Source organism: Achromobacter sp. HNDS-1 (assembly GCF_040084795.1).
Taxonomy (GTDB): Bacteria; Pseudomonadota; Gammaproteobacteria; order Burkholderiales; family Burkholderiaceae_B; genus Achromobacter; species Achromobacter ruhlandii.
Genome location: NZ_CP157584.1, coordinates 3,052,861 through 3,075,751, shown reverse-complemented (window position 1 = coordinate 3,075,751; position 22,891 = coordinate 3,052,861). Strand labels below are relative to the sequence as shown.

20 protein-coding genes are annotated in these 22,891 nt (G+C 66.2%); 10 read left to right on the top strand and 10 right to left on the bottom strand.

The window, feature by feature from the left end; all coding sequences use genetic code 11:
* Positions 1-28 precede the first annotated feature (28 nt).
* Complete coding sequence (locus tag ABFG95_RS14260) at positions 29-2,476, bottom strand: PBP1A family penicillin-binding protein (protein WP_049077212.1); 2,448 nt, start codon at positions 2,474-2,476, stop codon at positions 29-31.
* A gap of 115 nt (positions 2,477-2,591) precedes the next feature.
* Here ABFG95_RS14260 and ABFG95_RS14255 point away from each other — a divergent pair, with 115 nt between their 5' ends.
* Genes ABFG95_RS14255 through ABFG95_RS14245 form a run of 3 tightly spaced genes read left to right on the top strand, consistent with a single transcriptional unit; the run spans position 2,592 to position 5,460 of the window.
* Positions 2,592-3,233 carry a shikimate kinase gene (locus ABFG95_RS14255; protein ID WP_049077210.1) on the top strand — a complete coding sequence of 214 codons (642 nt, stop codon included), beginning with the start codon at positions 2,592-2,594 and terminating at the stop codon, positions 3,231-3,233.
* Entirely contained in the window at positions 3,230-4,306 is a 1,077-nt protein-coding gene (gene aroB / locus ABFG95_RS14250; protein ID WP_278990908.1) for a 3-dehydroquinate synthase, read from the top strand. The genes ABFG95_RS14255 and aroB overlap by 4 nt, the downstream gene beginning before the upstream one ends.
* Positions 4,307-4,332: 26 nt before the next feature.
* Positions 4,333-5,460 carry a deoxyguanosinetriphosphate triphosphohydrolase gene (locus ABFG95_RS14245; protein ID WP_054419639.1) on the top strand — a complete coding sequence of 376 codons (1,128 nt, stop codon included), beginning with the start codon at positions 4,333-4,335 and terminating at the stop codon, positions 5,458-5,460.
* A gap of 85 nt (positions 5,461-5,545) precedes the next feature.
* Here ABFG95_RS14245 and ABFG95_RS14240 read toward each other — a convergent pair whose 3' ends face one another.
* Entirely contained in the window at positions 5,546-6,208 is a 663-nt protein-coding gene (locus tag ABFG95_RS14240) for a glutathione S-transferase family protein (protein WP_063583662.1), read from the bottom strand.
* A gap of 42 nt (positions 6,209-6,250) precedes the next feature.
* Positions 6,251-9,112, bottom strand: a complete 2,862-nt coding sequence (uvrA, locus tag ABFG95_RS14235) for an excinuclease ABC subunit UvrA (protein ID WP_348996049.1) — start codon at positions 9,110-9,112, stop codon at positions 6,251-6,253.
* Positions 9,113-9,239: 127 nt separating this feature from the next.
* On the opposite strand from uvrA, the gene ABFG95_RS14230 reads away from it, so the two are divergent.
* From ABFG95_RS14230 to ABFG95_RS14205, 6 genes are all read left to right on the top strand, one after another.
* Positions 9,240-10,424, top strand: a complete 1,185-nt coding sequence (locus tag ABFG95_RS14230; protein WP_054419625.1) for an MFS transporter — start codon at positions 9,240-9,242, stop codon at positions 10,422-10,424.
* Positions 10,425-10,706: 282 nt separating this feature from the next.
* Positions 10,707-11,228 carry a single-stranded DNA-binding protein gene (gene ssb, locus ABFG95_RS14225; RefSeq protein ID WP_026382027.1) on the top strand — a complete coding sequence of 174 codons (522 nt, stop codon included), beginning with the start codon at positions 10,707-10,709 and terminating at the stop codon, positions 11,226-11,228.
* 528 nt (positions 11,229-11,756) lie between these two features.
* Complete coding sequence (locus ABFG95_RS14220; RefSeq protein WP_348996025.1) at positions 11,757-12,485, top strand: class I SAM-dependent methyltransferase; 729 nt, start codon at positions 11,757-11,759, stop codon at positions 12,483-12,485.
* A gap of 249 nt (positions 12,486-12,734) precedes the next feature.
* Entirely contained in the window at positions 12,735-13,040 is a 306-nt protein-coding gene (locus ABFG95_RS14215) for a DUF4148 domain-containing protein (protein ID WP_049077201.1), read from the top strand.
* Positions 13,041-13,117: 77 nt separating this feature from the next.
* Positions 13,118-13,423, top strand: a complete 306-nt coding sequence (locus tag ABFG95_RS14210; protein WP_049077199.1) for a DUF4148 domain-containing protein — start codon at positions 13,118-13,120, stop codon at positions 13,421-13,423.
* Between the two features lie 131 nt (positions 13,424-13,554).
* Positions 13,555-14,145 (top strand): TetR/AcrR family transcriptional regulator, encoded by a 591-nt coding sequence (locus ABFG95_RS14205; RefSeq protein ID WP_049077196.1) that lies wholly within the window; start codon positions 13,555-13,557, stop codon positions 14,143-14,145.
* 131 nt (positions 14,146-14,276) lie between these two features.
* Here ABFG95_RS14205 and ABFG95_RS14200 read toward each other — a convergent pair whose 3' ends face one another.
* The 3 genes from ABFG95_RS14200 to ABFG95_RS14190 form a co-directional block, all read right to left on the bottom strand.
* A complete protein-coding gene (locus ABFG95_RS14200) occupies positions 14,277-15,134 on the bottom strand; it encodes a cysteine hydrolase (protein WP_068950499.1) in 858 nt (285 codons plus the stop codon).
* 308 nt (positions 15,135-15,442) lie between these two features.
* On the bottom strand, positions 15,443-16,060 hold the full coding sequence (locus tag ABFG95_RS14195) for a TetR/AcrR family transcriptional regulator (protein WP_049078203.1): 618 nt from the start codon (positions 16,058-16,060) through the stop codon (positions 15,443-15,445).
* 124 nt (positions 16,061-16,184) lie between these two features.
* On the bottom strand, positions 16,185-18,359 hold the full coding sequence (locus tag ABFG95_RS14190; RefSeq protein ID WP_278990912.1) for a malate synthase G: 2,175 nt from the start codon (positions 18,357-18,359) through the stop codon (positions 16,185-16,187).
* A gap of 236 nt (positions 18,360-18,595) precedes the next feature.
* Here ABFG95_RS14190 and glcC point away from each other — a divergent pair, with 236 nt between their 5' ends.
* A complete protein-coding gene (gene glcC, locus ABFG95_RS14185; RefSeq protein WP_049077184.1) occupies positions 18,596-19,354 on the top strand; it encodes a transcriptional regulator GlcC in 759 nt (252 codons plus the stop codon).
* 2 nt (positions 19,355-19,356) lie between these two features.
* Here the strand turns inward: glcC and ABFG95_RS14180 are convergent, their stop codons facing one another.
* The 4 genes from ABFG95_RS14180 to ubiA all read right to left on the bottom strand — a co-directional run bounded on the left by ABFG95_RS14180 (position 19,357) and on the right by ubiA (position 22,882).
* A complete protein-coding gene (locus tag ABFG95_RS14180; protein WP_059272857.1) occupies positions 19,357-20,475 on the bottom strand; it encodes a saccharopine dehydrogenase C-terminal domain-containing protein in 1,119 nt (372 codons plus the stop codon).
* 208 nt (positions 20,476-20,683) lie between these two features.
* Complete coding sequence (locus ABFG95_RS14175; RefSeq protein ID WP_080977534.1) at positions 20,684-21,079, bottom strand: DUF4148 domain-containing protein; 396 nt, start codon at positions 21,077-21,079, stop codon at positions 20,684-20,686.
* Positions 21,080-21,475: 396 nt separating this feature from the next.
* On the bottom strand, positions 21,476-21,886 hold the full coding sequence (locus ABFG95_RS14170) for a DUF1090 domain-containing protein (protein ID WP_175144613.1): 411 nt from the start codon (positions 21,884-21,886) through the stop codon (positions 21,476-21,478).
* Positions 21,887-21,955: 69 nt separating this feature from the next.
* Positions 21,956-22,882: a 4-hydroxybenzoate octaprenyltransferase gene (gene ubiA / locus ABFG95_RS14165; RefSeq protein WP_049077174.1), complete on the bottom strand. Its 927-nt coding sequence runs from the start codon at positions 22,880-22,882 to the stop codon at positions 21,956-21,958.
* Positions 22,883-22,891 lie beyond the last annotated feature (9 nt).

The window sequence follows — 22,891 nt, the reverse complement described above, 5'->3', positions numbered from 1 at the left end:
GCGAAATCGCCGGCTTTTTTCATTCCGTTCAGAACGGGATCTTCTGCGACCAGGGCTGGGCACTCTGCGTGCCCACGCCAGGCGCGACCTTGATGCGGTTGTCCTCGCCGCTGTCGCTGTTCAGGCCGTTCAGGAACTCGCCCAGGGTATCCGCCTGCGGCAGGCCCAGGCGCGCCACCGCCTGGCCGGGCGGGAATTCCGAGAAGTAGTACTCGCCATTCTCGACGATGATGCCGTCGGGACGGGGGCGCGGCTTTTCTTCCGGCACGCCCTTGAGCACGTCCTGCATGTAGTCGACCCAGATCGGCATGGCCACGCCGCCGCCGGTTTCGCGCGAACCCAGCGACTTGGGCTGGTCGAAGCCGAGCCAGGCGGTGGCCACCAGCGACGGCGTGTAGCCCGAGAACCAGGCGTCCACGGATTCGTTGGTGGTGCCGGTCTTGCCGGCGATGTCGTTGCGCTTGAGCAGCACGCGGGCGCGGGCGGCGGTGCCGTAGGTGGCCACGCCGCGCAGCACGTCGTCCATGATCCAGGCGGTGCGCGGGTCGATGGCGCGGGCCGCGGCGTCGCCGGCCACGGTGGGCTTGGCCTGCATCACGATCTTGCCGCTGCTGTCGGTGACGCGGTCGATCAGGTAGGGCGTGACGCGATAGCCGCCGTTGGCGAACACCGAGAACGCGCCGGCCAGTTGCAGCGGGGTCACCGACCCGGCGCCCAGCGCCAGCGGCAGCACCGCGGGCTGGCGCGCCTTGTCGAAACCGAAGCGGGTCAGGTAGTCCTGCGCGTACTGCGGACCGATGGCCTGCAGGATGCGGATCGAGACCATGTTCTTGGACTTGTACAGGCCCTGGCGCAGCGTCAGCATGGGCTCGTACTGGTTGCCGTAGTTCTTCGGGTTCCAGGCCTTGGAGCCGGTCTGCGCCGCGGTCAGTTCGAACGGCTGGTCGGAGATCTGCGTGGCCGGCGTCAGGCCGCGCTCAAGCGACGCGGCGTAGATGAACGGTTTGATGTTCGAGCCGGGCTGGCGCCAGGCCTGCGTCACGCGGTTGAAGTTGCCGCGGTAGAAGTCGAAGCCGCCGACCATGGCGCGGATCGCGCCGTCCTGCGGCGACAGTGCCACGAACGCCGCCTGCACCGACGGCAGGTTGATGATTTCCCAGTTGTCGCCCAGCTTGCGGATGTAGACCACCGAGCCGCGCTTGATGCGCTGCTCGGGCTTGGCCTTGTCGTTGAGCGCGCGCGCCACCACGCCCAGCACCTTCTTGTCGGTGACGGTGATGATCTCGCGCGAGCTGCGCGCCAGCTTCACTTCGGTGGGGCTGGCCGACAGCACCAGCGCGGTCAGCAGGTCGCCGCTGTCGCTGAACTTGTCGAACACGCCGTCCAGGAATTCGTCCAGGGCCTGCGGGTTGTTTTCGGTGCCCGGGGGCAGGTCGAGCTGTTCCTCGGGGCCGGGGTAGGGCGCGCGGCGGGTGTATTCAAGCACGCCTTCGCGCACGGCGCGGTAGGCCGCTTCCTGGTCCTTGGACTGGACCGTGGTGTAGATGTTGATGCCGCGCGAATAGACGTTGTCCTGGTACACGTTGAACAGCAGTTGGCGCGCCAGTTCGGCCACGTATTCGCCATGGATGCTGTAGCCGCCGGCCGGCGTGCCTTCGGCCGACTTCATGACGATCTGCTGCGCCATCGCCGTCTTGTATTCAGGCTCGGTCAGGTAGCCGAGCGACAGCATGCGGCCCAGCACGTAGCGCTGGCGCAGCTCGGCGCGGGGGCGGTTGGAGATCGGGTTGAAGCGCGACGGGGCCTTGGGGATGCCCGCCAGCATGGCGGCTTCGGCCGGGGTTACTTCGGACAGCGGCTTGCCGAAATAGGTGCGCGAGGCGGCGGCGAAGCCGTAGGCGCGGTGACCCAGGTAGATCTGGTTCATGTAGAGCTCGAGGATCTGGTCCTTGGTGAGCTCCGATTCGATCTTGAACGTCAGCAGCAGTTCGTAGAACTTGCGCGAGTACGTCTTTTCGGACGACAGGTAGAAGTTGCGCGCCACCTGCATGGTGATCGTGCTGGCCCCCTGCGTCTTGGACATGTTGATCAGGTTGGTCAGGCCGGCGCGCACCACGCCGGTCCAGTCGATCCCGCCGTGCTGGTAGAAGCGGTCGTCTTCGGCCGCCAGCACCGCGGACTTCATCACGTCCGGGATTTCATTGAAGCGCAGCACGTTGCGGCGTTCTTCGCCGAATTCGCCGATGAGCACCTTGTCCGCCGTGTAGACGCGCAGCGGCACCCGCGGGCGGTAGTCCGTCATGGCGTTCAGGTCCGGCAGGTTGGGCCAGGCCAGCGCCAGCGCCATGCCCGCCAGCAGCACGCCGCACAGGAACAGGCCGGCAAAGAAAATGCCGGTCTTGACGAAAAAACGCAATATCGGGGAACCGTTATTGGCGGGCTTGTCTTTTTTGGAGGAATTCTGCGGCTTGCTCATCGCGGCGATTTTACGGGTATCTCCGGTCCCGCCTCAGTGTGGCGGATCGGTTTCTGTAACAAGATAGTTCAGTGTGGTGCGCGGGCAACTTGGCGGCAGATGTGATAATGCCGTCATGAACTTTTCCGCTCATTCATGTCCGGAGGCTGACCCGGACCCGGCGCCCTCCGGCGAGGCGCCCGAAAACCCGCCTTGCGCCTCGGAGTGCCTGGGCAAGACCGTGTCGTTGCCGCACGACCTGCCCATCTTCCTGGTGGGGATGATGGGGGCGGGCAAGACGACCATCGGCCGTGGCCTGGCGCGTGCCCTGGGGCGCGATTTTATCGATCTGGACCATGAGCTCGAGGCGCGTTGCGGCGTACGGGTGCCGGTAATCTTTGAAATCGAGGGTGAGGCCGGTTTCCGTCGCCGGGAATCCGCCGCCCTGGAAGAGTGTACCCAACGGCGCAACATAATTCTCGCCACCGGTGGCGGCGCCATCCTGGCCGCCGAGAACCGGTTGCGCCTGCGCGAGCGGGGCATCGTGGTCTATTTGAGGGCCAGCGTGGACGAATTGTTCCGCCGCACCTGCCGCGATCGCAACCGGCCGCTGCTGGCCACCGCCGATCCGCGCGGCACGCTGCGCGACCTCATGACCCTGCGCGAGCCCCTCTACAAGGAAGTCGCCGACCTGGTGGTGGAAACCGGCTCCATGCCCATCCACACCCTGGTCAAGGCGCTCCTGCCGCAATTACAAGCCTTCGAGAAGCAGATATGAACGTTGTTGAGGTCGACACCCCGGGCGGACAGTACCCCATCCGCATCGCGCCGAGGCGCCTGGATGCCCTGGACGAAAGCATCCCCGCCGACGCCACCGCCATCGCGGTGGTGACCAACCCGACCGTGGCGGCGCTGTATGGCGAGCGCGCCGAAGCCGCCCTGGCGCGCACCGGCAAGCGGGTGCTGCGCATCGAACTGCCCGACGGCGAGTCGTACAAGGACTGGCAGTCCCTGAACCTGATCTTCGACGCGCTGCTGGGCAATCGCCTGGACCGCCGCTGCGTGCTGGTGGCCCTGGGCGGCGGCGTGATTGGCGACATGACCGGCTTTGCCGCCGCGGTGTACATGCGCGGGGTGCGTTTCGTGCAGGTGCCCACGACCCTGCTGGCCCAGGTCGATTCGTCGGTCGGCGGCAAGACGGCCGTGAACCACCCGCTTGGCAAGAACATGATCGGCGCGTTCTACCAGCCGCTGGCGGTCGAGATCGACACCGCCGTGCTGGCCACGCTGCCGGCGCGCGAAGTGTCGGCCGGCCTGGCCGAAGTCATCAAGTACGGCCTGATCCTGGATCCGGAATTCTGGACCTGGTGCGAACAGAATGCGCGGAAATTGCGCAGCCTGGACCCGCAGGCCATTGCCTACGCCATCCGCCGCTCGTGCGAACTGAAGGCGCAGGTGGTGGGCAAGGACGAACGCGAATCCGGCCTGCGCGCCATCCTGAACCTGGGCCACACCTTCGGCCACGCCATCGAGGCGGGCCTGGGCTATGGCGCCTGGTTGCACGGCGAGGCGGTCGGCTGCGGCATGGTGCAGGCGGCGGAACTGTCGGCCGACGTGGCCGGCTTCCCCCGCGCCGACGTGGCCCGCGTGCGCGCCCTGGTCGAAGCCATTGGCTGTCCCGTGGTCGCGCCCGACCTGGGAGCCGATCGCTGGCTCGACCTGATGCAGGTCGACAAGAAGACCGAGGGCGGCGAGATCCGCTACGTGCTCATGACCCGCATCGGCGAAGCGATGATGCGGGCGGCGCCGGCCGATGCCGTGCGCGCCGTACTGGCCCGAACCACTCAATAAAGATCGCTGGAGAGACGGTGTCGCAGATGAAAGAACTGGCTTCCTATGCATCCGACCCGTCCCGATCGCGCGGCCGGGCCTATGCCGAACCCGCGCCGGAAAACCGCACGGAATTCCAGCGCGATCGCGACCGCATCATCCATTCCGGCGCGTTCCGGCGGCTGGAGTACAAGACCCAGGTCTTCGTGAACCACGAAGGCGATCTGTTCCGCACGCGCCTGACGCACAGCCTGGAAGTGGCGCAGATCGCGCGGACCCTGGCGCGCAGCCTGGGGCTGTCGGAAGACCTGACCGAAGCCATTTCGCTGGCGCACGACCTGGGCCACACGCCGTTCGGGCACGCCGGCCAGGACGAACTCAATGCCTGCATGCGCGAGCTGGCGCCCGAGGCCGGCGGCTTCGAGCACAACCTGCAGAGCCTGCGGGTGGTCGACGAGCTCGAAGAGCGCTATGCCGACTTCAACGGCCTGAACCTGTGCTTCGAGACCCGCGAGGGCATCCTCAAGCATTGCTCGGCGGCCCATGCGCGGCAGCTGGGCGCAGTGGGCGAACGCTTCCTGGCCCGCACTCAGCCGTCGCTGGAGGCGCAGATCGCCAACCTGGCCGACGAAGTGGCCTACAACAACCACGACATCGATGACGGCCTGCGCTCGGGACTGATCACACTGGAGCAATTGCAGGGCGTGTCCATCTTCCAGCGTCATCATGCCGAGGTGCTGGCGCGTTACCCCGATCTGGCGTCGCGCCGCGCGGTGGCCGAGACCATCCGCCGCATGATAAATACGCTGATCGGCGACCTGACGCGCACGTCGCTGGCGCGCATCCGCGAGGCGGCGCCAGCCTGCGCCGACGACGTGCGCCGCGCGCCGCCGCTGGCTGGATTTTCGGACGACATTCGGCGCGAAGCCGACGAACTCAAGAAGTTCCTGTTCGACAATCTCTACCGACACTACCGCGTGTTGCGCATGACCACCAAGGCGCGGCGCATCGTGCGCGAACTGTTCGCGGCGTTCCTGGATGATCCGCGTCTGTTGCCGCCGGACTATCGGCGCGCCGCCTTCAACGACCAGGCCCGCGCCATCGCCGACTACATCGCCGGCATGACCGACCGCTACGCCATCCGCGAGCACCGGCGCCTGTTCGACATGAGCTAGGAGCCGGCGCCAGGCGGCGTTCAGGCTGGCGTGTCCTTGGCGGCACCCGCGCCGGGTTCTGGTGGCGAGACGCGGCCCTGCGGCGTCAACGATGCTTGCGGTAGGGTTCGTCGGCTTCGACGAAGGTGGCTTCGGCGCGCGCGTCGCGCATCCATTCCTGCATCGCCGGCAGCGCCAGCACCGCGTCCATGTAGTCGCGCACCGGGCCGGCCGCGGCGATGCCGTAGGTGACGAAGCGCGACACCACGGGGGCGAAGAACGCATCGGCGATCGAGAAGGCGCCGAACAGGAACGGGCCGCCCTGGCCGAATTCCGCGCGCGTGTCCTGCCAGATGGCGTGCATGCGCGAAATCTCCTGGCGCGCGGCCTCGGGGATGTCGATGCCGGGCAGGTGCGCCTCGATGTTCATCGGCAGCGCCTGGCGCAGCGCGCCGAAACCGCTGTGCATCTGCGCGGTCAGCGAACGGGCGCGGGCCCGGGCGCGGGCGTCCTGCGGCCACAGGCGGGCCTCGGGATGCTGTTCAGCCACGTATTCGCAGATCGCCAGCGAGTCCCAGACCGCCAGGTCGCCATCCAGCAGCACCGGCACCAGTCCGGCCGGCGTAAGCGTTTCCAGATGGCGGGCGAATGCCTCGGTGAACAGGCCCAGCTTCTGTTCGGTGAAGGCGACGCCGGTGGCGCGCAGCGCGAGCCAGGGCCGCAGCGACCACGACGAGTAGTTCTTGTTGCCGATGATCAAGGTGTACATGCCGATTCCCCTTCGTGACAGGCCCTGATTGCGCCGCGCCGTTCAGCCGCCGGGCGTGCGGCGCAGCAGTTTGCCGAGATAGTGTCCGGTGTGGCTTTCCGGCGCCGCCGCCACGTCTTCCGGCGTGCCTTGCGCCACCACCCGGCCGCCGCCGTCGCCGCCTTCCGGGCCCATGTCGACGAGCCAGTCCGCGGTCTTGATGACGTCCAGGTTGTGCTCGATGATGAGCACGGTGTTGCCGCTGTCCACCAGCTGGTTGAGCACCTGCAGCAGCAGTTCGATGTCGCGGAAATGCAGGCCGGTGGTGGGTTCGTCCAGGATGTACAGCGTGCGGCCGGTGCTGCGGCGCGACAGTTCCTGCGACAGCTTCACGCGCTGCGCTTCACCGCCCGACAGCGTGGTGGCGCTCTGGCCCAGCCGGATGTACGACAGGCCGACGTCGATCAGCGTGTGCAGCTTGCGCGCGATCGCCGGCACCGATTCGAAATACTCCAGCGCCTGCTCGACGGTCAGGTCCAGCACTTCGCTGATGTTGCGGCCGCGGTAGCGGATCTCGAGCGTTTCGCGGTTGTAGCGCTTGCCGTGGCACACGTCGCAGGGCACGTACATGTCGGGCAGGAAGTGCATCTCGACCTTGACCACGCCGTCGCCCTGGCAGGCCTCGCAGCGCCCGCCCTTGACGTTGAAGCTGAAGCGGCCGGGATCGTAGCCGCGGGTGCGGGCCTCGGGCACGCCCGCGAACAGTTCGCGGATCGGCGTGAACAGGCCGGTGTAGGTGGCCGGGTTGCTGCGCGGCGTGCGGCCGATCGGGCTCTGGTCGACGCTGATGATTTTGTCGAAGTTCTCCAGGCCCTGCATCGCGGCGTAGGGGGCGGGTTCGCTCTGGGCGTGATGCAACTGGCGCGATACCGCTACCGCCAGCGTGTCGTTGACCAGGGTCGACTTGCCCGAACCGGACACGCCGGTGACGCAGATCAGGCGGCCGGCGGGCAGGCGCAGGTCGACGTTCTTGAGGTTGTTGCCGCTGGCGCCCGTGAGCGTCAACCAGGGCAGGTCCTCGGTGACCGGCCGGCGCTTGGGAATGGCGATGGCGCGCTGGCCGCTCAGGTACTGGCCAGTGAGCGAATTCGGGTCGCGCTGCACGGTCTCGGGATCGCCTTGCGAAACCACCTCGCCGCCATGCTCGCCCGCGCCCGGCCCCATGTCCACGACCCAGTCGGCCATGCGGATCATGTCTTCGTCGTGCTCGACCACGATGACGCTGTTGCCCAGGTCGCGCAGATGCTGCAGCGTGCCAATGAGGCGATCGTTGTCGCGCTGGTGCAGGCCGATGGAGGGCTCGTCCAGCACGTACATCACGCCGGTCAGGCCTGAGCCGATCTGGCTGGCCAGGCGGATGCGCTGGGCCTCGCCGCCGGAGATGGTGTCGGCGCTTCGGTCCAGCGACAGATAGTTCAGCCCGACGTTGTTCAGAAAGCTCAGGCGCGCCTCGATCTCGCGCACGATGCGCTGCGCGATCTCTTGCTTGGCGCCGGTCAGGGCCAGGTCGCGGAACCACGCCAGGCAGGTCGACAGCGGCATCGCTTCGACTTCATAGATGGCCTGGCCATGGCGTTCGCCGCCGCGCGGGTCCTGGCCGATCAACACGTTGCGCGCTTCCGGCCGCAGGCGCGAGCCGCCGCAGTCGGGGCAGGTCTTGATGTTGCGGTACTTGCCCAGCTCCTCGCGCACGGTGGCCGAATCGGTCTCGCGCCAACGGCGTTCGAGGTTCGGGATCACGCCTTCGAAGGTGTGGCGCTTGACGGTGCTGCGGCCCTTTTCGTTCAGGTACAGGAACGAGATTTCCTCGTCGCCCGAGCCATACAGCACTTTGTCGCGCAGCGCTTCGGGCAAGTCCTCGAAGGGCGCCTCGATATCGAATTCGTAGTGCGCCGCCAGGCTGGTCAGCAGCGAGTGGGTGAACGCGTTGCGGCGGTCCCAGCCGCGGATGGCGCCGGCCGCCAGGCTCAGCTCGGGGAAGGCGACCACGCGCTTGGGATCGAAGAAACCGACCTGGCCGATGCCGTCGCAGCTGGGGCAGGCGCCCATCGGGTTGTTGAAGCTGAACAGGCGCGGTTCCAGTTCCGGCAGGCTGTGGCTGCAGACCGGGCAGGCGTAGCGGCTGGAGAACACCTGTTCGCGGCTGCCGTCCATGTCCAGCGCCAGCGCGCGGCCGTCGGCCAGCTGCAGCGCGGTCTCGAAGCTCTCGGCCAGGCGCTGCTTGCTTTCGGGCTTGATGCGCAGGCGGTCGATGACCACGTCGATGTCGTGCTTCTCGGTTTTCTTCAGCGGCGCCATGCCGTCGATTTCCACCATCTGGCCGTCCACGCGCAGACGCACGTAGCCCTGCGCCTGCAGGCTGGCGCATTCGTCCTCGAAGCTGCCCTTCTTGCCGCGCGCGATGGGAGCCAGCACCGCCAGGCGGGTGTCGGCGGGCCAGGACAGCACCGCGTCCACCATCTGGCTGACGCTCTGCGCCTGCAACGGCAGGCCGTGGTCCGGGCAATAGGGCGTGCCGACCCGCGCGTACAAGAGGCGCAGGTAGTCGTGGATTTCGGTGATGGTGCCGACCGTGGAGCGCGGGTTGTGGCCCGCCGCCTTCTGTTCGATCGAGATGGCCGGCGACAGGCCCTCGATCAGATCGACGTCGGGCTTGTCCATCAACTGCAGGAATTGGCGGGCGTAGGCGGACAGGCTTTCGACGTAGCGCCGCTGCCCCTCCGCGTAGAGCGTATCGAATGCCAGCGAGGACTTGCCCGAGCCGGACAGGCCCGTGACCACCACCAGCTTGTGGCGCGGCAGATCCAGCGAGACGTTCTTGAGATTGTGGGTGCGGGCACCCCGAATGCGTATGGTCACGTCTATCGGGCTCTTTTAAGCGGTTGCAAAGGCCAACTTGGTACTATAGCGCGCCGAGTCCTCAGGCCATAGATCAGACCGCAAGCGCATGACATCCGCGCGCGAACGGCCCTCGTCACCGTTGAAAATTCGCATGCCGGCAGACACGAAACTGAAATTGACGCCTTCCGAGCGCCGCGCCAGCGTGGCGCTGGCCGGTTTGTTCGCCGCGCGGATGCTGGGGTTGTTCCTGTTGCTGCCGGTGTTCGCCGTGGCCGCCCGTGGCCTGCCCGGGGGCGACGACCCCGCCCGGGTCGGGCTGGCGCTGGGCATGTACGGTTTGACCCAGGCGTTCATGCAGATTCCCTTCGGGCTGGCGTCGGACCGTTGGGGGCGCCGGCCCGTGGTGCTGTTCGGCCTGCTGCTGTTCGTGGCGGGCAGCGTGGTCTGTGCGCAGGCCGATGATGTGTTCTGGATCACCATCGGCCGCGCCATCCAGGGCGCGGGCGCGATTTCGGCCGCCGTGACCGCCTGGCTGGCCGACGCCACCCGTGACGAGGTGCGCACCCGCGCCATGGCCATGGTGGGCGGCTCGATCGGCCTGTCGTTCGCCGCGTCGCTGGTGCTGTCGCCCGTGCTGGTGGGCTGGTGGGGCCTGTCGGGCCTGTTCTGGACCATTGCCTGCCTGGGCGTGATCTGCCTGGCGGTGGCGCGCTGGGTGGTGCCGGTGGTGCCGCGCACGCAGGCCCGCAGCATGCAGGCCGCCAGTCCGCGCCAGGTTCTTACCCACACCGATCTGTTGCGGCTCAATTTTGGCGTGTTCGTGCTGCACATGATCCAGGTGTCGCTGTTCGTGGTGGTGCCAGCGCTGCTGGCCAAGGCCGGCGGCCTGGACGCGCGTGAGCTCTGGAAGGTCTACCTGCCTGTGATCCTGGTGTCGTTCGTGTTGATGGTGCCAGTGGTGTTCGTGGCCGAAAAGCGCCGCGCCCACCGCGGTGCGCTACGCGCCGCCGTGGCCGGGCTGGTGCTGGTGTGCGCGCTGCTGCCGGCGGCCAGCCATGGCTTCTACCCCCTGGCGGCGGCCCTGACCGGTTTCTTCGTGGCCTTCAACGTACTGGAGGCGCTGCAGCCCTCGCTGGTGTCGCGCGTGGCGCCGCAGGCCTACAAGGGCCTGGCGCTGGGCTTCTACAACACCGCCCAGGCCGCTGGCCTGTTCACGGGCGGCGCGCTGGGCGGCTGGGTCGCTTCGCATTCCGGCGCCGGCGCCGTGTTCATCGGCGCCGCGGTGCTGGCCGCCGTCTGGCTGGCCGTGACCTGGGCGCTCAAGCCGCTGGCCTAGGCGGCTGCCGTTGGCGAAAGTCGCGGATCGCGCCGCCAACGGTGTCCAACAGCGGTGAAATCGTTTCCCCGGGTGGACGGCTTTGTCACCAATCGGGTTTGGCGCGGCGGGCGCTTTTCGTCGATAATAGAAGGCAAATTAGGGCTTCACCGGCGTCGCCGGTCATCGCTGCGATGACCGGCGAGTTTCATGAAGCCGGTCTTCAACATTGCTATTTATGTTGTTGCCGGCGCGCTCGCGGCAACGCGTGGCACAGGCTGTCAACAACAGAGGGACAACGGCATGGCATCGGTTAACAAAGTCATTCTCGTGGGCAACCTGGGTCGCGACCCGGAAGTCCGCTACAGCCCCGACGGGGCCGCAATCTGCAACATGTCCATCGCCACCACCTCCACCTGGAAGGACAAGGCCTCGGGCGAACGCCGCGAAGAAACCGAATGGCACCGCGTGGTCATGTACAACCGCCTGGCCGAAATCGCCGGCGAATACCTGAAGAAGGGCCGCTCGGTCTACATCGAAGGCCGTCTGAAGACCCGCAAGTGGCAGGACAAGGACACCGGCGCTGACCGCTACAGCACCGAAATCGTCGCCGACCAGATGCAGATGCTGGGTGGCCGCGAAGACGGCGGCGGCGGTGGCGGCAGCTACGGTGGCGGCGGCGGTTACGACGACGCCCCGGCGCGCCAGCCGCAGCAGCGCGCCCCGGCCCAGCGTCCGGCGCCGCAACAGCGTCCCGCGCCCCAGGCCGCGCCCGCGGGCGGCGGCGCCAACCTGGCCGATATGGACGACGATATTCCGTTCTGATTTCCGCCTTCCCGGCGGTCGATCGACAAAGCCCGGCAAGCCTCGCGCTTGCCGGGCTTTGTGTCGTTTGGGCGTCTCGCCGCTCCCGTGTGTCTACGGAAACCGTGGTCTTCCCCCTGAATCCCGGACAGCTGTCCACAGGCTGTGCACAGCATTTCAACAGCTTTCCCACCGATTTTCCGGCCTTTTCCACAGCTTTTGCACAAGGGGTGCAAAGGCCGGATTGGCGCTGTTATCGAGGCTTTCCAGTCTTTCCACTTGGCGGGATATCGTCCGCCAACTTCGTGATCGACGGTAGCCCGCAAGCCGCCTTGGTCCGCATCGGTGCGGGGCGGTCCCTATCCACAGGCTGCCCACAGCATTTACACAGCTTATCCAGCGCTATTCGGGGGTTTTCCACAGCTTTTCAACAGGGGGCGGGGCGGGTTGTCGGGTTCGCGCTAGGATTGTCGCTGTCCGCCATCAGCCGTCGATCATCCGTGCGCCACATGCCGTGACCGCGCCGACCGGTCCCGCGAGGAAATCCCCATGACTCAGAACATCTACGACACGCCCGAATTCTTCGAGGGCTACAGCCGCCTGGCCCGTTCGGTGCATGGCCTGGACGGCGCGCCGGAATGGCCGGCGCTGCGGGCACTGGTGGCGGACGTGAGGGGGCGCTACGTGGTCGACCTGGGTTGCGGCTTTGGCTGGTTCTGCCGCTGGGCCGATGAACAGGGAGCGGCCAGCATCCTGGGGCTGGACGTGTCCGCCAACATGCTGGCGCGGGCGCGCGCCACGACCATCAGCGCCACCATCCGCTATGAACATTCAGACCTGGAGCGGTTGCAGTTGCCCGCGCAAAGCGTCGACCTTGCCTACAGCTCGCTGACCCTGCATTACCTGGAGCGCCTGCCAGCCTTGGTCGCGACCGTGCACCGGGCGCTCAGGCCCGGAGGGCGCTTCGTGTTTTCCTGCGAGCATCCCATCTACACCGCGCCGGCGCGCCCCGGGTTCATCGAGGATAGCGAAGGGCAACGAATCTGGCCGTTGAACCAATACGCCTTGCGTGGCGAACGGCGCACGGATTGGCTCGCCGAAGGCGTGATCAAGCAGCACCGCACGGTGGCGGACTATGTGAACCTGCTGATCGGCGCCGGGTTCACGCTCACGCACTTGGACGAATGGGCGCCCGACGCGGCCCAGCTGGCCGCGCAACCGGCGCTGGCGCAGGAGCGGGATCGGCCCATGATGCTGCTGGTGGCGGCAAACCGGTAGGGGAGAACGCCCTGGCGGGAGGGAAGAGGGGACGTCGAATACAGTGAAATAATATGTTGCACAAAACCTGCTTGCGCTATCTATCTAGTAGTAGGTAAGATTCATCCATCGACGCAGCACCCAGACAGCAACGCGGCGTCGCCCAAACCAGAAATACAGTAGCACCCCCCTTTTTATTTGCCGTGTTATCTACCTATAAGTAGATAGTTTAGACGAAACAACCTAGCCATCGCTATTTGGAGATCCCTCATGAAGACCCTCGTATCCGCCCTGATCCTGTCCGCTTCCTTCATCGGCGCCGCCCAAGCCGGCGAACTGGACTATCCGCCCGCCCAGGACACCCACAGCACCGTGACGCGCGCCCAAGTGCAGCAAGAACTCGCCGCGGCCCGCGCCAACGGTGAACTGGCCACGACCGAAGAAGGCTACGCCGCCACCGCGTTTGCCAGCGCTGGCGACAAGAGCCGCGCCCAGGTCAAGCAGGAACTGGCCGCCGCTCGCGCCCAAGGCCTGACCGAAAGCGGCGAACTGGACTACCCGCCCGTCCAAGGCTGATGTTTTTGACCTCGAATCTATCTATGGATAGATAGCACTTCCTGAATCGCATTGCCGATCCTTACTGGAGATCAACCATGAAGACCCTCGTATCCGCCCTGATCCTGACCGCCTCGTTCCTCGGTGCCGCCCATGCCGGCGAACTGGACTATCCGCCCGCCGTCGACACCCACAGCACGGTGACCCGCGCGCAGGTGCAGCAAGAACTGGCGGCCGCTCGCGCCAACGGTGAACTGGCCAGCGGCGAAGAAGGCTACGCAGCTACCGCTTACGCCAGCGCCGGCGACAAGAGCCGCGCCCAGGTCAAGCAGGAATTGGCCGCCGCCCGCGCCCAGGGCCTGACCGAAAGCGGTGAACTGGACTATCCGCCCGTGCAAGGCTGAGTCCGATGTCGGCCACTGCGAACCCCGGGGGGCGGGAACATTCCCGGCCGGGGTTCGCACGGTTGCATCGGAGCCCCGCATAGGGAATACCGCCGATGACGTACCGACCTATTAGTAGGTAATATTCAGCCATGGACACTCCGACCCCCAACACCACCCGCGACCAGCTGCTGGCCCACGCCGAGAAGCTGATCCGTACCCGCGGCTGCAACGGCTTCAGCTATCGAGATCTGGCCGAGCATGTGGGCGTGAAGACGTCCAGCATCCATTACTACTTTCCCGGCAAGGACGACCTGTTGTACGAGGCCGTCGAGGCCTACAGCGCCCGCGCCCTGGCGTCCGTGCGCAGCATCGACACCGCGCAGCCGGCACATGCCCAGCTCGACGCGTATCTGTCGATGATGGAGTCCAAGGCCTGTGGCCACGGTGAGTTGTGCCTGGGTGGCATGCTGGCCGCCGAAATGATGAGCCTGCCCGACCGCGTGCGCGGCGCCTTGCAGGGATTTTTCCGGGCGCACGAAGCCTGGCTGGCTCGCGTGCTGGCGCAAGGCGCCGAGGAAGGCACGCTGAAGTTCTCGGGCTCCGCCGAAGCGGCCGGCCGGGCGGTGTTCGCCACGGTGCAGGGCTGCATGCTGGTGTCGCGCCTGTTCCAGGCGCCGCCGGCCTTGTGCGAGGCGATCAGCGCCCTCTACGTCCAATGCCAGGACAAGCCCGCCGCCTGAGGCTTTCCGTCTTTCCTCCGCCACGGCCGCAACGCGCAAGCTTGCGGCCGTTGTGTTTACGGATCCGCGCCGACGCTGTCGTGTTGTGCGCCGCCAGTCGCGGACGTCGGGAAGTCCGGCCGCCCGTAGCGTCAGGCCGTCAGTGCGCGCGCCATGTCCGTGCTGCTGCGTGCCTGCATGCCCAGGTCGCGCATGCGTTGCAGGAAACCCGCCTGGGCTTCGCCAAAACCCGTGACCGGGCTGATGCAGTCCGTCAGCAGGACCACGCGTGACAGATTGCCTCCCGGCAGGTATTCGGCAATGTGCTCGACGGTGGCCTTGACGCAATGGCTGCCAGCCTCGCCGGCAACGATGATGAGATCGGCGCGGTCGAGCGAATCGAGCAGCCGGCGGTTGAGCTGGCTGCGCGGGTCATCGGCGTCGGGCACTTCAGCCATCAGTGCGCTGTAGTGCTCCGTCCACGGGTTGGCGCCCTTGGGCACTTTGCGCACGATGAACTGGCGTTCGTCTTCCCAACGGGCATAGGCCGCGCGCACATCCGCATGGACGTTGTGGCCCCAGCTGCCGATCTCGCAATGCACCGGCCATACCATCAGGGTGTAGCGGCCGCGCGCCTCCAGCTCCTCCAGGTAGGTCAACGTGCGCGGCAGGTCGTCGGCGTGGCGCGGCTGGAAGGCGCCCGAGCGTACCTGGCTGGCGGTGATGGGGGTGAAAGGGGCGACCGCGCGACCGTCGCCGGTGCGCCAGAAGGTGGGATGGGCGATATCCAGCCGGTGGTGTGAATCCAGCGTGACGGTAATGGCCGACAAGGCGGGCGCGGTGGCGTCGATGAAGCGCGCCAGCCGCTGCATATCGGCATGCGCGCCGGGGACCGGCAGCGCGGGGGCCATGGCCTGGCCGCTCAGGGGATCGACAGGCAGATGGCTGGCGGGCAGGTCACAGAAATCATTCTGCGGATCGATGATCAGGAGATGAGCGGAACGCGACATGGAGGCACAGGCGGGGAGTGAGTATGCAATATAGACCGGGAGGCGCGCTGCGCGCGAGCGTCCGCGCGTCTGCGGCCCTGGCCGGCCCCCGCGGCCAACGTGTCTCAGAACAGTACCAAGTGGCGGGGCAGATCGGGCAACTGGCGCAGCAGCGCACGCCATGAGAGCCACGCTCGCGCCATGCCCGCCACCGCTACTGCCGCCGCGCTGAGATAGAAAACCATGATCCGCTCCATGCCGCATAAATCGCACGATCGTGCGAAATTGATTGAAAACCATGCCGGCTGGCGCCGGCTTCCGGATAACGACTACTCGATGTACTTGAAACTGCGATACGTGGAAATCAGGCGTTCATAAGCGGCGCGGACCCGCTCGCGGGCCTTGGGGTCGCGCAGGAAGCGGGCGTCATGCATCAGCCCGATCATGAGACTGTAGACCTCGAACACCAGTTGCTCGGGATCGGTGTCCGGCCGCAAGTGGCCTTCGTCGAGCGCCTGCCGCACCGTGCGCACCATGACCCCGCGCCAGCGCCGCAGGTTGTTTTCCAGGATTTCGCGCAAGGGGGATTCGACGTCGTCGAATTCGAACGCGCCGGCGATATAGATGCAGCCGGTCAGCAGTTCGACGTTGCAGGCGCGTTCGATCCACAGGCTCATCAGCGCATTCAGGCGCGGCAACCCCCGTGGCTGCGACATGGCGGGGGTGAAGACGGCGGCCACGAAACGGCGTTCGTATTCGTCCAGCACGGCCTGCTGCAAGGCTTCGCGCGACCCTACGCGCGAAAATACGCCGCTCTTGCTGATGTCCAGTCGCTTGGCCACCTGGCCGAGCGACAGGCTTTCGAGGCCCTGGGCGGCGGCCATGTCCAGCGCCGCGTCCACGATGGCCGCGAACGTCAGTTCGCTTTTTTCAGTCTTGGCAGTCATGCGCTGAAATTTAGCACGACTGTGCGAAAAATGGTTCGGCCATTCCTGAAGCCGGCAAAAAAAACGGACAGCCTGGGCTGTCCGGAATGTGAGGCGTGCCGCCGTAGCCGGCGGCCTCTGGCAATCAGGCCTGGGCGGCCTTGAATTCCAGGCGGAACTTGTGCAGCAGCGGTTCGGTGTAGCCATTGGGCTGGGTCAGGCCTTCGAACACCAGGGCGCAGGCGGCCTTGAACGCCAGCGAACGGTCGAAGTTGCCGGCCATCGGCAGGTAGTGGGGATCGCCGGCGTTCTGGCCGTCGACTACCTTGGCCATGCGCTTGAAGGTCTCCATGACCTGGTCGTTGTTGGTCACGCCGTGGCGCAGCCAGTTGGCGATGTGCTGGCTGGAAATGCGCAGCGTGGCGCGGTCTTCCATGAGGCCGACGTTATGGATGTCCGGCACCTTGGAGCAGCCCACGCCCTGGTCGATCCAGCGGACCACGTAGCCCAGGATGCCCTGCACGTTGTTGTCCAGCTCCTGCTGGATATCGGCGGCGGACCACTTGGAACGGTCGCCCACCGGCACCGTCAGCAGGCCGGCCAGCAGTTCGTCGCGCACGCTGTCGAGCTTGGTGCGTTCGAGTCCCTGCTGGACCGCCTGCACGTCCACCTGGTGGTAGTGCAGCGCGTGCAGCGTCGCGGCGGTGGGCGAGGGCACCCAGGCCGTATTGGCGCCGGCCTTGGGGTGCGCGATTTTCTGCTCGAGCATGGCGGCCATCAGGTCGGGCATGGCCCACATGCCCTTGCCGATCTGGGCGCGGCCGCGCAGGCCTGCGTCCAGGCCGACCAGCACGTTGTTGCGCTCGTAGGCGGTGATCCAGGCGGTGGACTTCATGTCGCCCTTGCGCAGCATCGGACCGGCCTCCATGCTGGAGTGCATTTCGTCGCCGGTGCGATCGAGAAAGCCCGTGTTGATGAACGCCACGCGCGCCGCCGCGGCCGCGATGCAGGCCTTGAGGTTGATGCTGGTGCGGCGCTCCTCGTCCATGATGCCCATTTTCAGGGTGTGGCGCGGCAGCGCCAGGAGATCTTCAACGCGGTCGAACAGCTCGCTCGCGAAGGCGGCTTCGGCGGGGCCGTGCATCTTGGGCTTGACGATGTAGACAGAGCCGGTGCGCGAATTGAGCTTGCGCTCACGGTCGTGCAGCGCCGCCAGGCTGGTGACGACGGCGTCGAGGATGCCTTCCGGGATCTCCTGGCTGTCGCGGTCGAGCACGGCCGGGTTGGTCATGAGGTGGCCAACGTTGCGCACGAACATCAGCGAGCGGCCATGCAGCGTCAGCGCCGAGCCGTCCGGACGCGTGTACTGGCGGTCGGGATTGAGCTTGCGGGTGAAGGTCTTGCCGCCCTTGGTGACGTCCTCGGTCAGGTCGCCCTTCATCAGGCCGAGCCAGTTGCGGTAGATGTGAACCTTGTCGTCCGCGTCGACCGCGGCAACCGAGTCCTCGCAATCCATGATGGTGGTCAGCGCGGCCTCGATCAACACGTCCTTGACCCCAGCGGCATCCGTGGCGCCAATGGCGTGGGCGCGATCAACCTGGATCTCGAAATGCAGGCCATTGTTCTTGAGCAGGATGGCGCCGGGTGCCGCGGCGTCGCCCTGGTAGCCAAGGAACTGGGCCGGCGTCTTGAGCGTGGTGGCGCCGTTGGCAAGCGCCACCTTGAGCTGTCCGTTCTCGACCGAGTAGCCGTGGGCGTCGGCGTGCGACCCCTGTGCCAGCGGCGCCGCGCCATCCAGGAAGGCGCGGGCGCGGGCGATGACGGCGCGGCCGCGTTCCGGGTTGTAGCCGGCGCCGTTGTCGCCGGGCGTGGCGGGAATCGCGTCGGTGCCGTACAGCGCGTCGTACAGGCTGCCCCAGCGCGCGTTGGCGGCATTCAGGGCGTAGCGGGAGTTGGACACCGGCACCACCAGTTGCGGCCCGGCCTGGTGCGAGATTTCGGTGTCGACGTTGTCGGTGGTGGCGCGCACGCTGGCCGGCTGCGGCAGCAGGTAGCCGATGCTTTCCAGGAACTGGCGATAGGCGGCCGGGTCGGCGATGGGGCCGGGGTGGGCGCGATGCCAGCGGTCGAGCTCAGCCTGCAGGCGATCGCGTTCGGCCAGCAGGGCGCGGTTCTTGGGCGCCAGGTCGTGTACCAGGGCCGCGAACCCTTTCCAGAACGCGTCGGCGTCCAGGCCGGAGCCGGGCAGCGCCTCTTGTTCGATGAACTGGCTGAGATTGGCCGCCACTTGCAGGCCGTGGTGCTGGATGCGTTGAGTCATGCGGGTCTCTGACGATTGGAGGTCTGGGCGGCGCGCGCGCCGGGCGAATCTGTCCGTACATCATCGTTCGCGTGCGCCGCAAAGTCCATATCAAAACCCGCTGGTCATACCAGTTTGTTCGCGGACTGCTGGGCAAACATCGTTTTTTTATGGTTTTATATCAGCTACTTACGAAGGTGGAATCTGGCAGGCTGCTTGGTATGCGTGCTTGGTCATACCACTGGCGCGGAGAGCCCATGCACGCGGAAACTGAAGCAAAACCCCGCCAGGTGGCGGATGAAGTAGCGGAGCGCATCGAACGCCTGATCCTGGACGGTGTCCTGAAGGCCGGCCAGGCGCTGCCGTCGGAACGGCGGCTGACCGAGAAGCTGGGCGTGTCGCGTACCGCGTTGCGCGAAGGCCTGAAGCTGCTGCGCGCCCGGGAAATCATCCACACCTCGCAAGGCAAGGGCTCGTTCGTGGCCCGTATCTCGAAGGTGGATGCCGGTCCGCTGATGCACCTGTTCAATTCGCAGCCGCGCACGCTGTACGACCTGCTGGAAGTGCGCTCGCTGCTGGAAGCGGATTCGGCGCGGCTGGCGGCCTTGCGCGGCACCGAGGCCGACTTCATCATGATCCGCCGTCGTTACGACGAGATGGTGAACGCCCAGGCCGCCGACACCGCCACGCACGCGCACCTGGATCATGCCTTCCACCTGGCCATCTGCGAGGCTTCGCACAACCCGGTGCTGGTGCACACGCTGCAGTCGCTCAATGACCTGATGCTTGGTTCCGTGTTCGCCTGTGTCAACAATCTGTACCACCGCGAACCCGAGAAGCGCCAGATCGACAAGCAGCATGCGCGGCTGTTCAACGCCGTTATCGGCCGCCAGCCGGAGCAGGCGCGCCGCGCCGCGGCCGACCATGTCGACAGCGTGCGGCAGAACCTGGCCGAGATCGAGCAGGAAGAGCAGCGCCTGGTGCGGGCGACGCTGCGCCTGGAGGGCTGGACTTAGCGTTAGCGGTCTTCGGTCATGGCGTTGGCCAGCGCCAGCGGCTTGCCGGCGTAGACGCGGCCGAAGCGGTTGCCCAGCAGGGCTTCCAGCGCGATCTGTTCCTGGCCCACGAAACCGCGCTGCGGCAACACACCCTGTGCCACCAGATCCAGCGCCGCGCAGATGCCGGCCGCCGTCGACAACTGGATCGCGCTGAGGCGATGGCCGTCGACATCGGCGCCGAACACGCGGATCGGATACGACTCTTCTTCCAGCCGGCCGTGGCGATGGCCCGATGCCTGCGCCTGGATGACGATCACGTCCTGCTCGGTGGTGGGAATGGCGGTTTCGAAGATGTCCTTGAGCAGATCGCGGCGGTCACGCAGGCGCAGGTCATTGAGCAGCAGCTTCATGAGGTTGCAGTGGCCCGGATAGCGTACCGACTTGTAGTCGACATTGCGGGCGCGGCCCAGCAGGGTCGCGGGCAGCGTGCCCAGGCCGCCCGAGGTGTTGAAGGCCTCGTACTCGACCCCATCCAGCGCGAAGGTCTCGTAGCCTTCGAGCGCCGGCACGCTGGTCAACTGGCCGTCAACGATGGCCTCGCACGGATTGCAGTATTCGTTGATCAACCCTTCCGTGCTCCAGGTCAGGTTGTAGCGCAGGCTGTTGGAGGGGTAGCGCGGCAATGCGCCCACGCGCATGCGCAGGTCCAGCAAGGTGTCAAAGCGTCGCGCCAGCGCGTTGCCGACGATGCCGATGAAACCCGGCGCCAGGCCGCATTGCGGCATCAAGACGGCGCGGGCATCGCCGGCCAGCGCCTGGATGGCGTGCGTGCTGGCGACATCCTCGGTCAGGTCGAAATAGTGCACACCGGCCTGCGCGCACAGTTGCGCGACGGCGATGGCGCGATGAAACGGCAAGGCGTTGACGACCGCATAGCGGCCCTCGATGCAGCGGGCCAGCGACGCATCGTCACTGATCTGGCGCGTGTCGCAGCCCAGTTCCGCGACAACACTTAGGCGCGCCGGGTCCTGGTCGGCGACCAGGACCGAATAGTCGCCGCTGCGCTCAAGCATCAAGGCAATGGCGAAACCGATTTTTCCGGCGCCCAGGAGGAGGACGGGCTTGGGGGAGGGGGACATGGTGCGGCTCCTGCATAGAGGGGGGATGGGTTGGCCTCATCCTATGCGTGGGCGCTGTCGATTTGTAGATACCAAAGCGTCGTAACGGTTATATCTAACGTCGTTATGACTTAATTGAATGCCGAAACGTCAAAAAGAAAAGCCCTCCGGGTGAGGCCGGAGGGCTTTTGGGGGGCGATTGCCAGGGCCTGGAAGCCAGGCCATGCAATCAGCTGCCCATGGGGGGGTAGTCCATGTTGCCGAAGGTGACCAGGCCTTCCGCCTTGGCTTGGGCCAGTTCGGTCTGGACCTGGCTGCGGCTCAGCGACGTGGTGCTGGCGGCGTGGGCGACGGGCGGGTAGTCCATGTTGCCGAAGGTGACTTCACCGGCGTTCTTGGCCTGGGCAAGCTGTTCTTGCACTTGCTGCGAGGTCAGGCTGGACTTCTGGGCGATGGCGGCGGGGTAGCCTTCTTCGCCGAAGGTGTACTGGCCGGAAACCTTGGCCTGTTGCAGTTCGGCCTGGACCTGGGCGCGCGTCGGGCCTTGGTCGGCTTCAGCGGCTTGGGCGCCAGCGGCGGCCAGAACGGACATGGACAGCATCAAAGCGGTAGCAAGGGTTTTCATAGCAGACCTCCATATGTCTTGAGCTTGGGATCCGATCCTCTGGCCTGATTGCCGGGGGTCGCTTGCTGTGTCCCGATGAGTTGCATTCTCGGCCCAAATAACCTTGGGATAAACCCTTATTCCCTGAAAACATCTTTCCAAAATGAATACTAATCACGATGGAACTTACCAAATGGCACCATAGGTGGCGATATTTCCATTTGATGACGCAATAGGTAGTGGTCGCAGGAGAGATCGGGCGGGGAGGGGCGGGGGCCGGACCCGCGATGGGGCGCACGCGGCAGAGCCAGGCGTGCCGGGAACAGAGGCGAGGACGGGGGAGATACCGCAGCGCAAGCGAGGGGCAACGCGCGCCACCCCGGGACGATGCCCCGGGGGCGGATCAAGGGGGAGGGATCAGCGGTTCAGGTCGGCCAGCGCGGCGTCGTATTCGGCACGGGCCTCATCCAGCTTGCGTTGGGCCTTGTCGATCTTTTCCTGCTTGCCCTTGGCGCGGGCGGCCTTGAGTTCGTCTTCGCGCTCGGACACCTTGTTCTGCTTGTCGCGCACATCGGCCTCGCGTTGCGATTGCAGGCGGCTGTCAGTGCAGTACGCCTTGGCCTCGGCCAGCGCCCTCTGCAAGCCGGCCACCCGGTGCGTGTTGCCGTGGGCGCGCGCGTAGGTGATTTCGTTCTCGAGACGGCAGAACTTGGCGGCGCAGCCCCGTTGCGCCGAGCAATCGGTGGTGGCCTGGGCGTGAGCCGGCAGGGCGCCGAGCAGGGCGCTGGCCGAAGCAAAGGCCAGCAGGGTTTTGGTCAGAGCGGACATCGGTGACTCCGTAAAGCATGTCGGAGCGGCCATCATCTCCCAAGCATGGCGCGTCCGCAATGCGCCGGATCAGCCGATCAGGGTGCCCGCGAGCGCCGCCGCGACCAGGATCGCACCCAGCCAGAGGTTGGCGCGGAACAGCATGAAGTTGCGATCCGGACGCTGGATATCGAACACTTTCAACTGCCACGCCAGGTGCACGGCGATCGCCGCCATGCCGACGTAATAGGCCCACGACATGCCGATGGCAAAGCCGCCCCAGGCCCACAAAATCACGGTGCCGAGATAGAAGCCGCCGATCCATAATTTGCCCTGGTCGCCGAAGCGCATGGCCGTGGAATGCAGGCCCAGGCTGCGGTCATCGCGCACATCGACGTAGGCATAGATGCTGTCGTAACCCACCTGCCACAGCACCGCGCCGAACCACATCGCGATGGCCGCCAGGGGCACATGGTTCTGCGTATCCGACCACGCCATCAGCATGCCCCAGTTGAAGCAGATGCCCAGCACCACCTGCGGCCAGTAGGTCACGCGCTTGCACAGCGGATAGATGAAAACGAACGGCAGAACGGCGACGGCGAGCCAGCGACTCATGCCATTCAGGAAGAACAAAAGCGACCCACAGACCACCAATTGGCCCAGCAAAAACCAGACCGCATTACGCATGCTGAGCTGCCCGCTGGTCAGCGGACGGAAGCGCGTGCGTTCGACGTGCTTGTCAAAGTTGCGATCGCACATGTCGTTGACGGTGCAGCCGATGCCGCGCATCAGCAGCGCGCCCAGCGAGAACACCACCAGGCGTTGCAGGTCGGGCAGGCCGCCGGCAGCCTGGACCAGTGCGGCGATACAGGGCAGCAGTGTCAGCCAGGTGCCGATGGGGCGATCGAGCCGGCACAGGCGGGCGTAGGGCCGCCACGATTTGGGCAGCCAACGTTCGACCCAGTCGGTGAAAACAATGTCGCTGAGGTCGACGGGAGAGGATTGCGGAGCGCTCACTGTCACGGC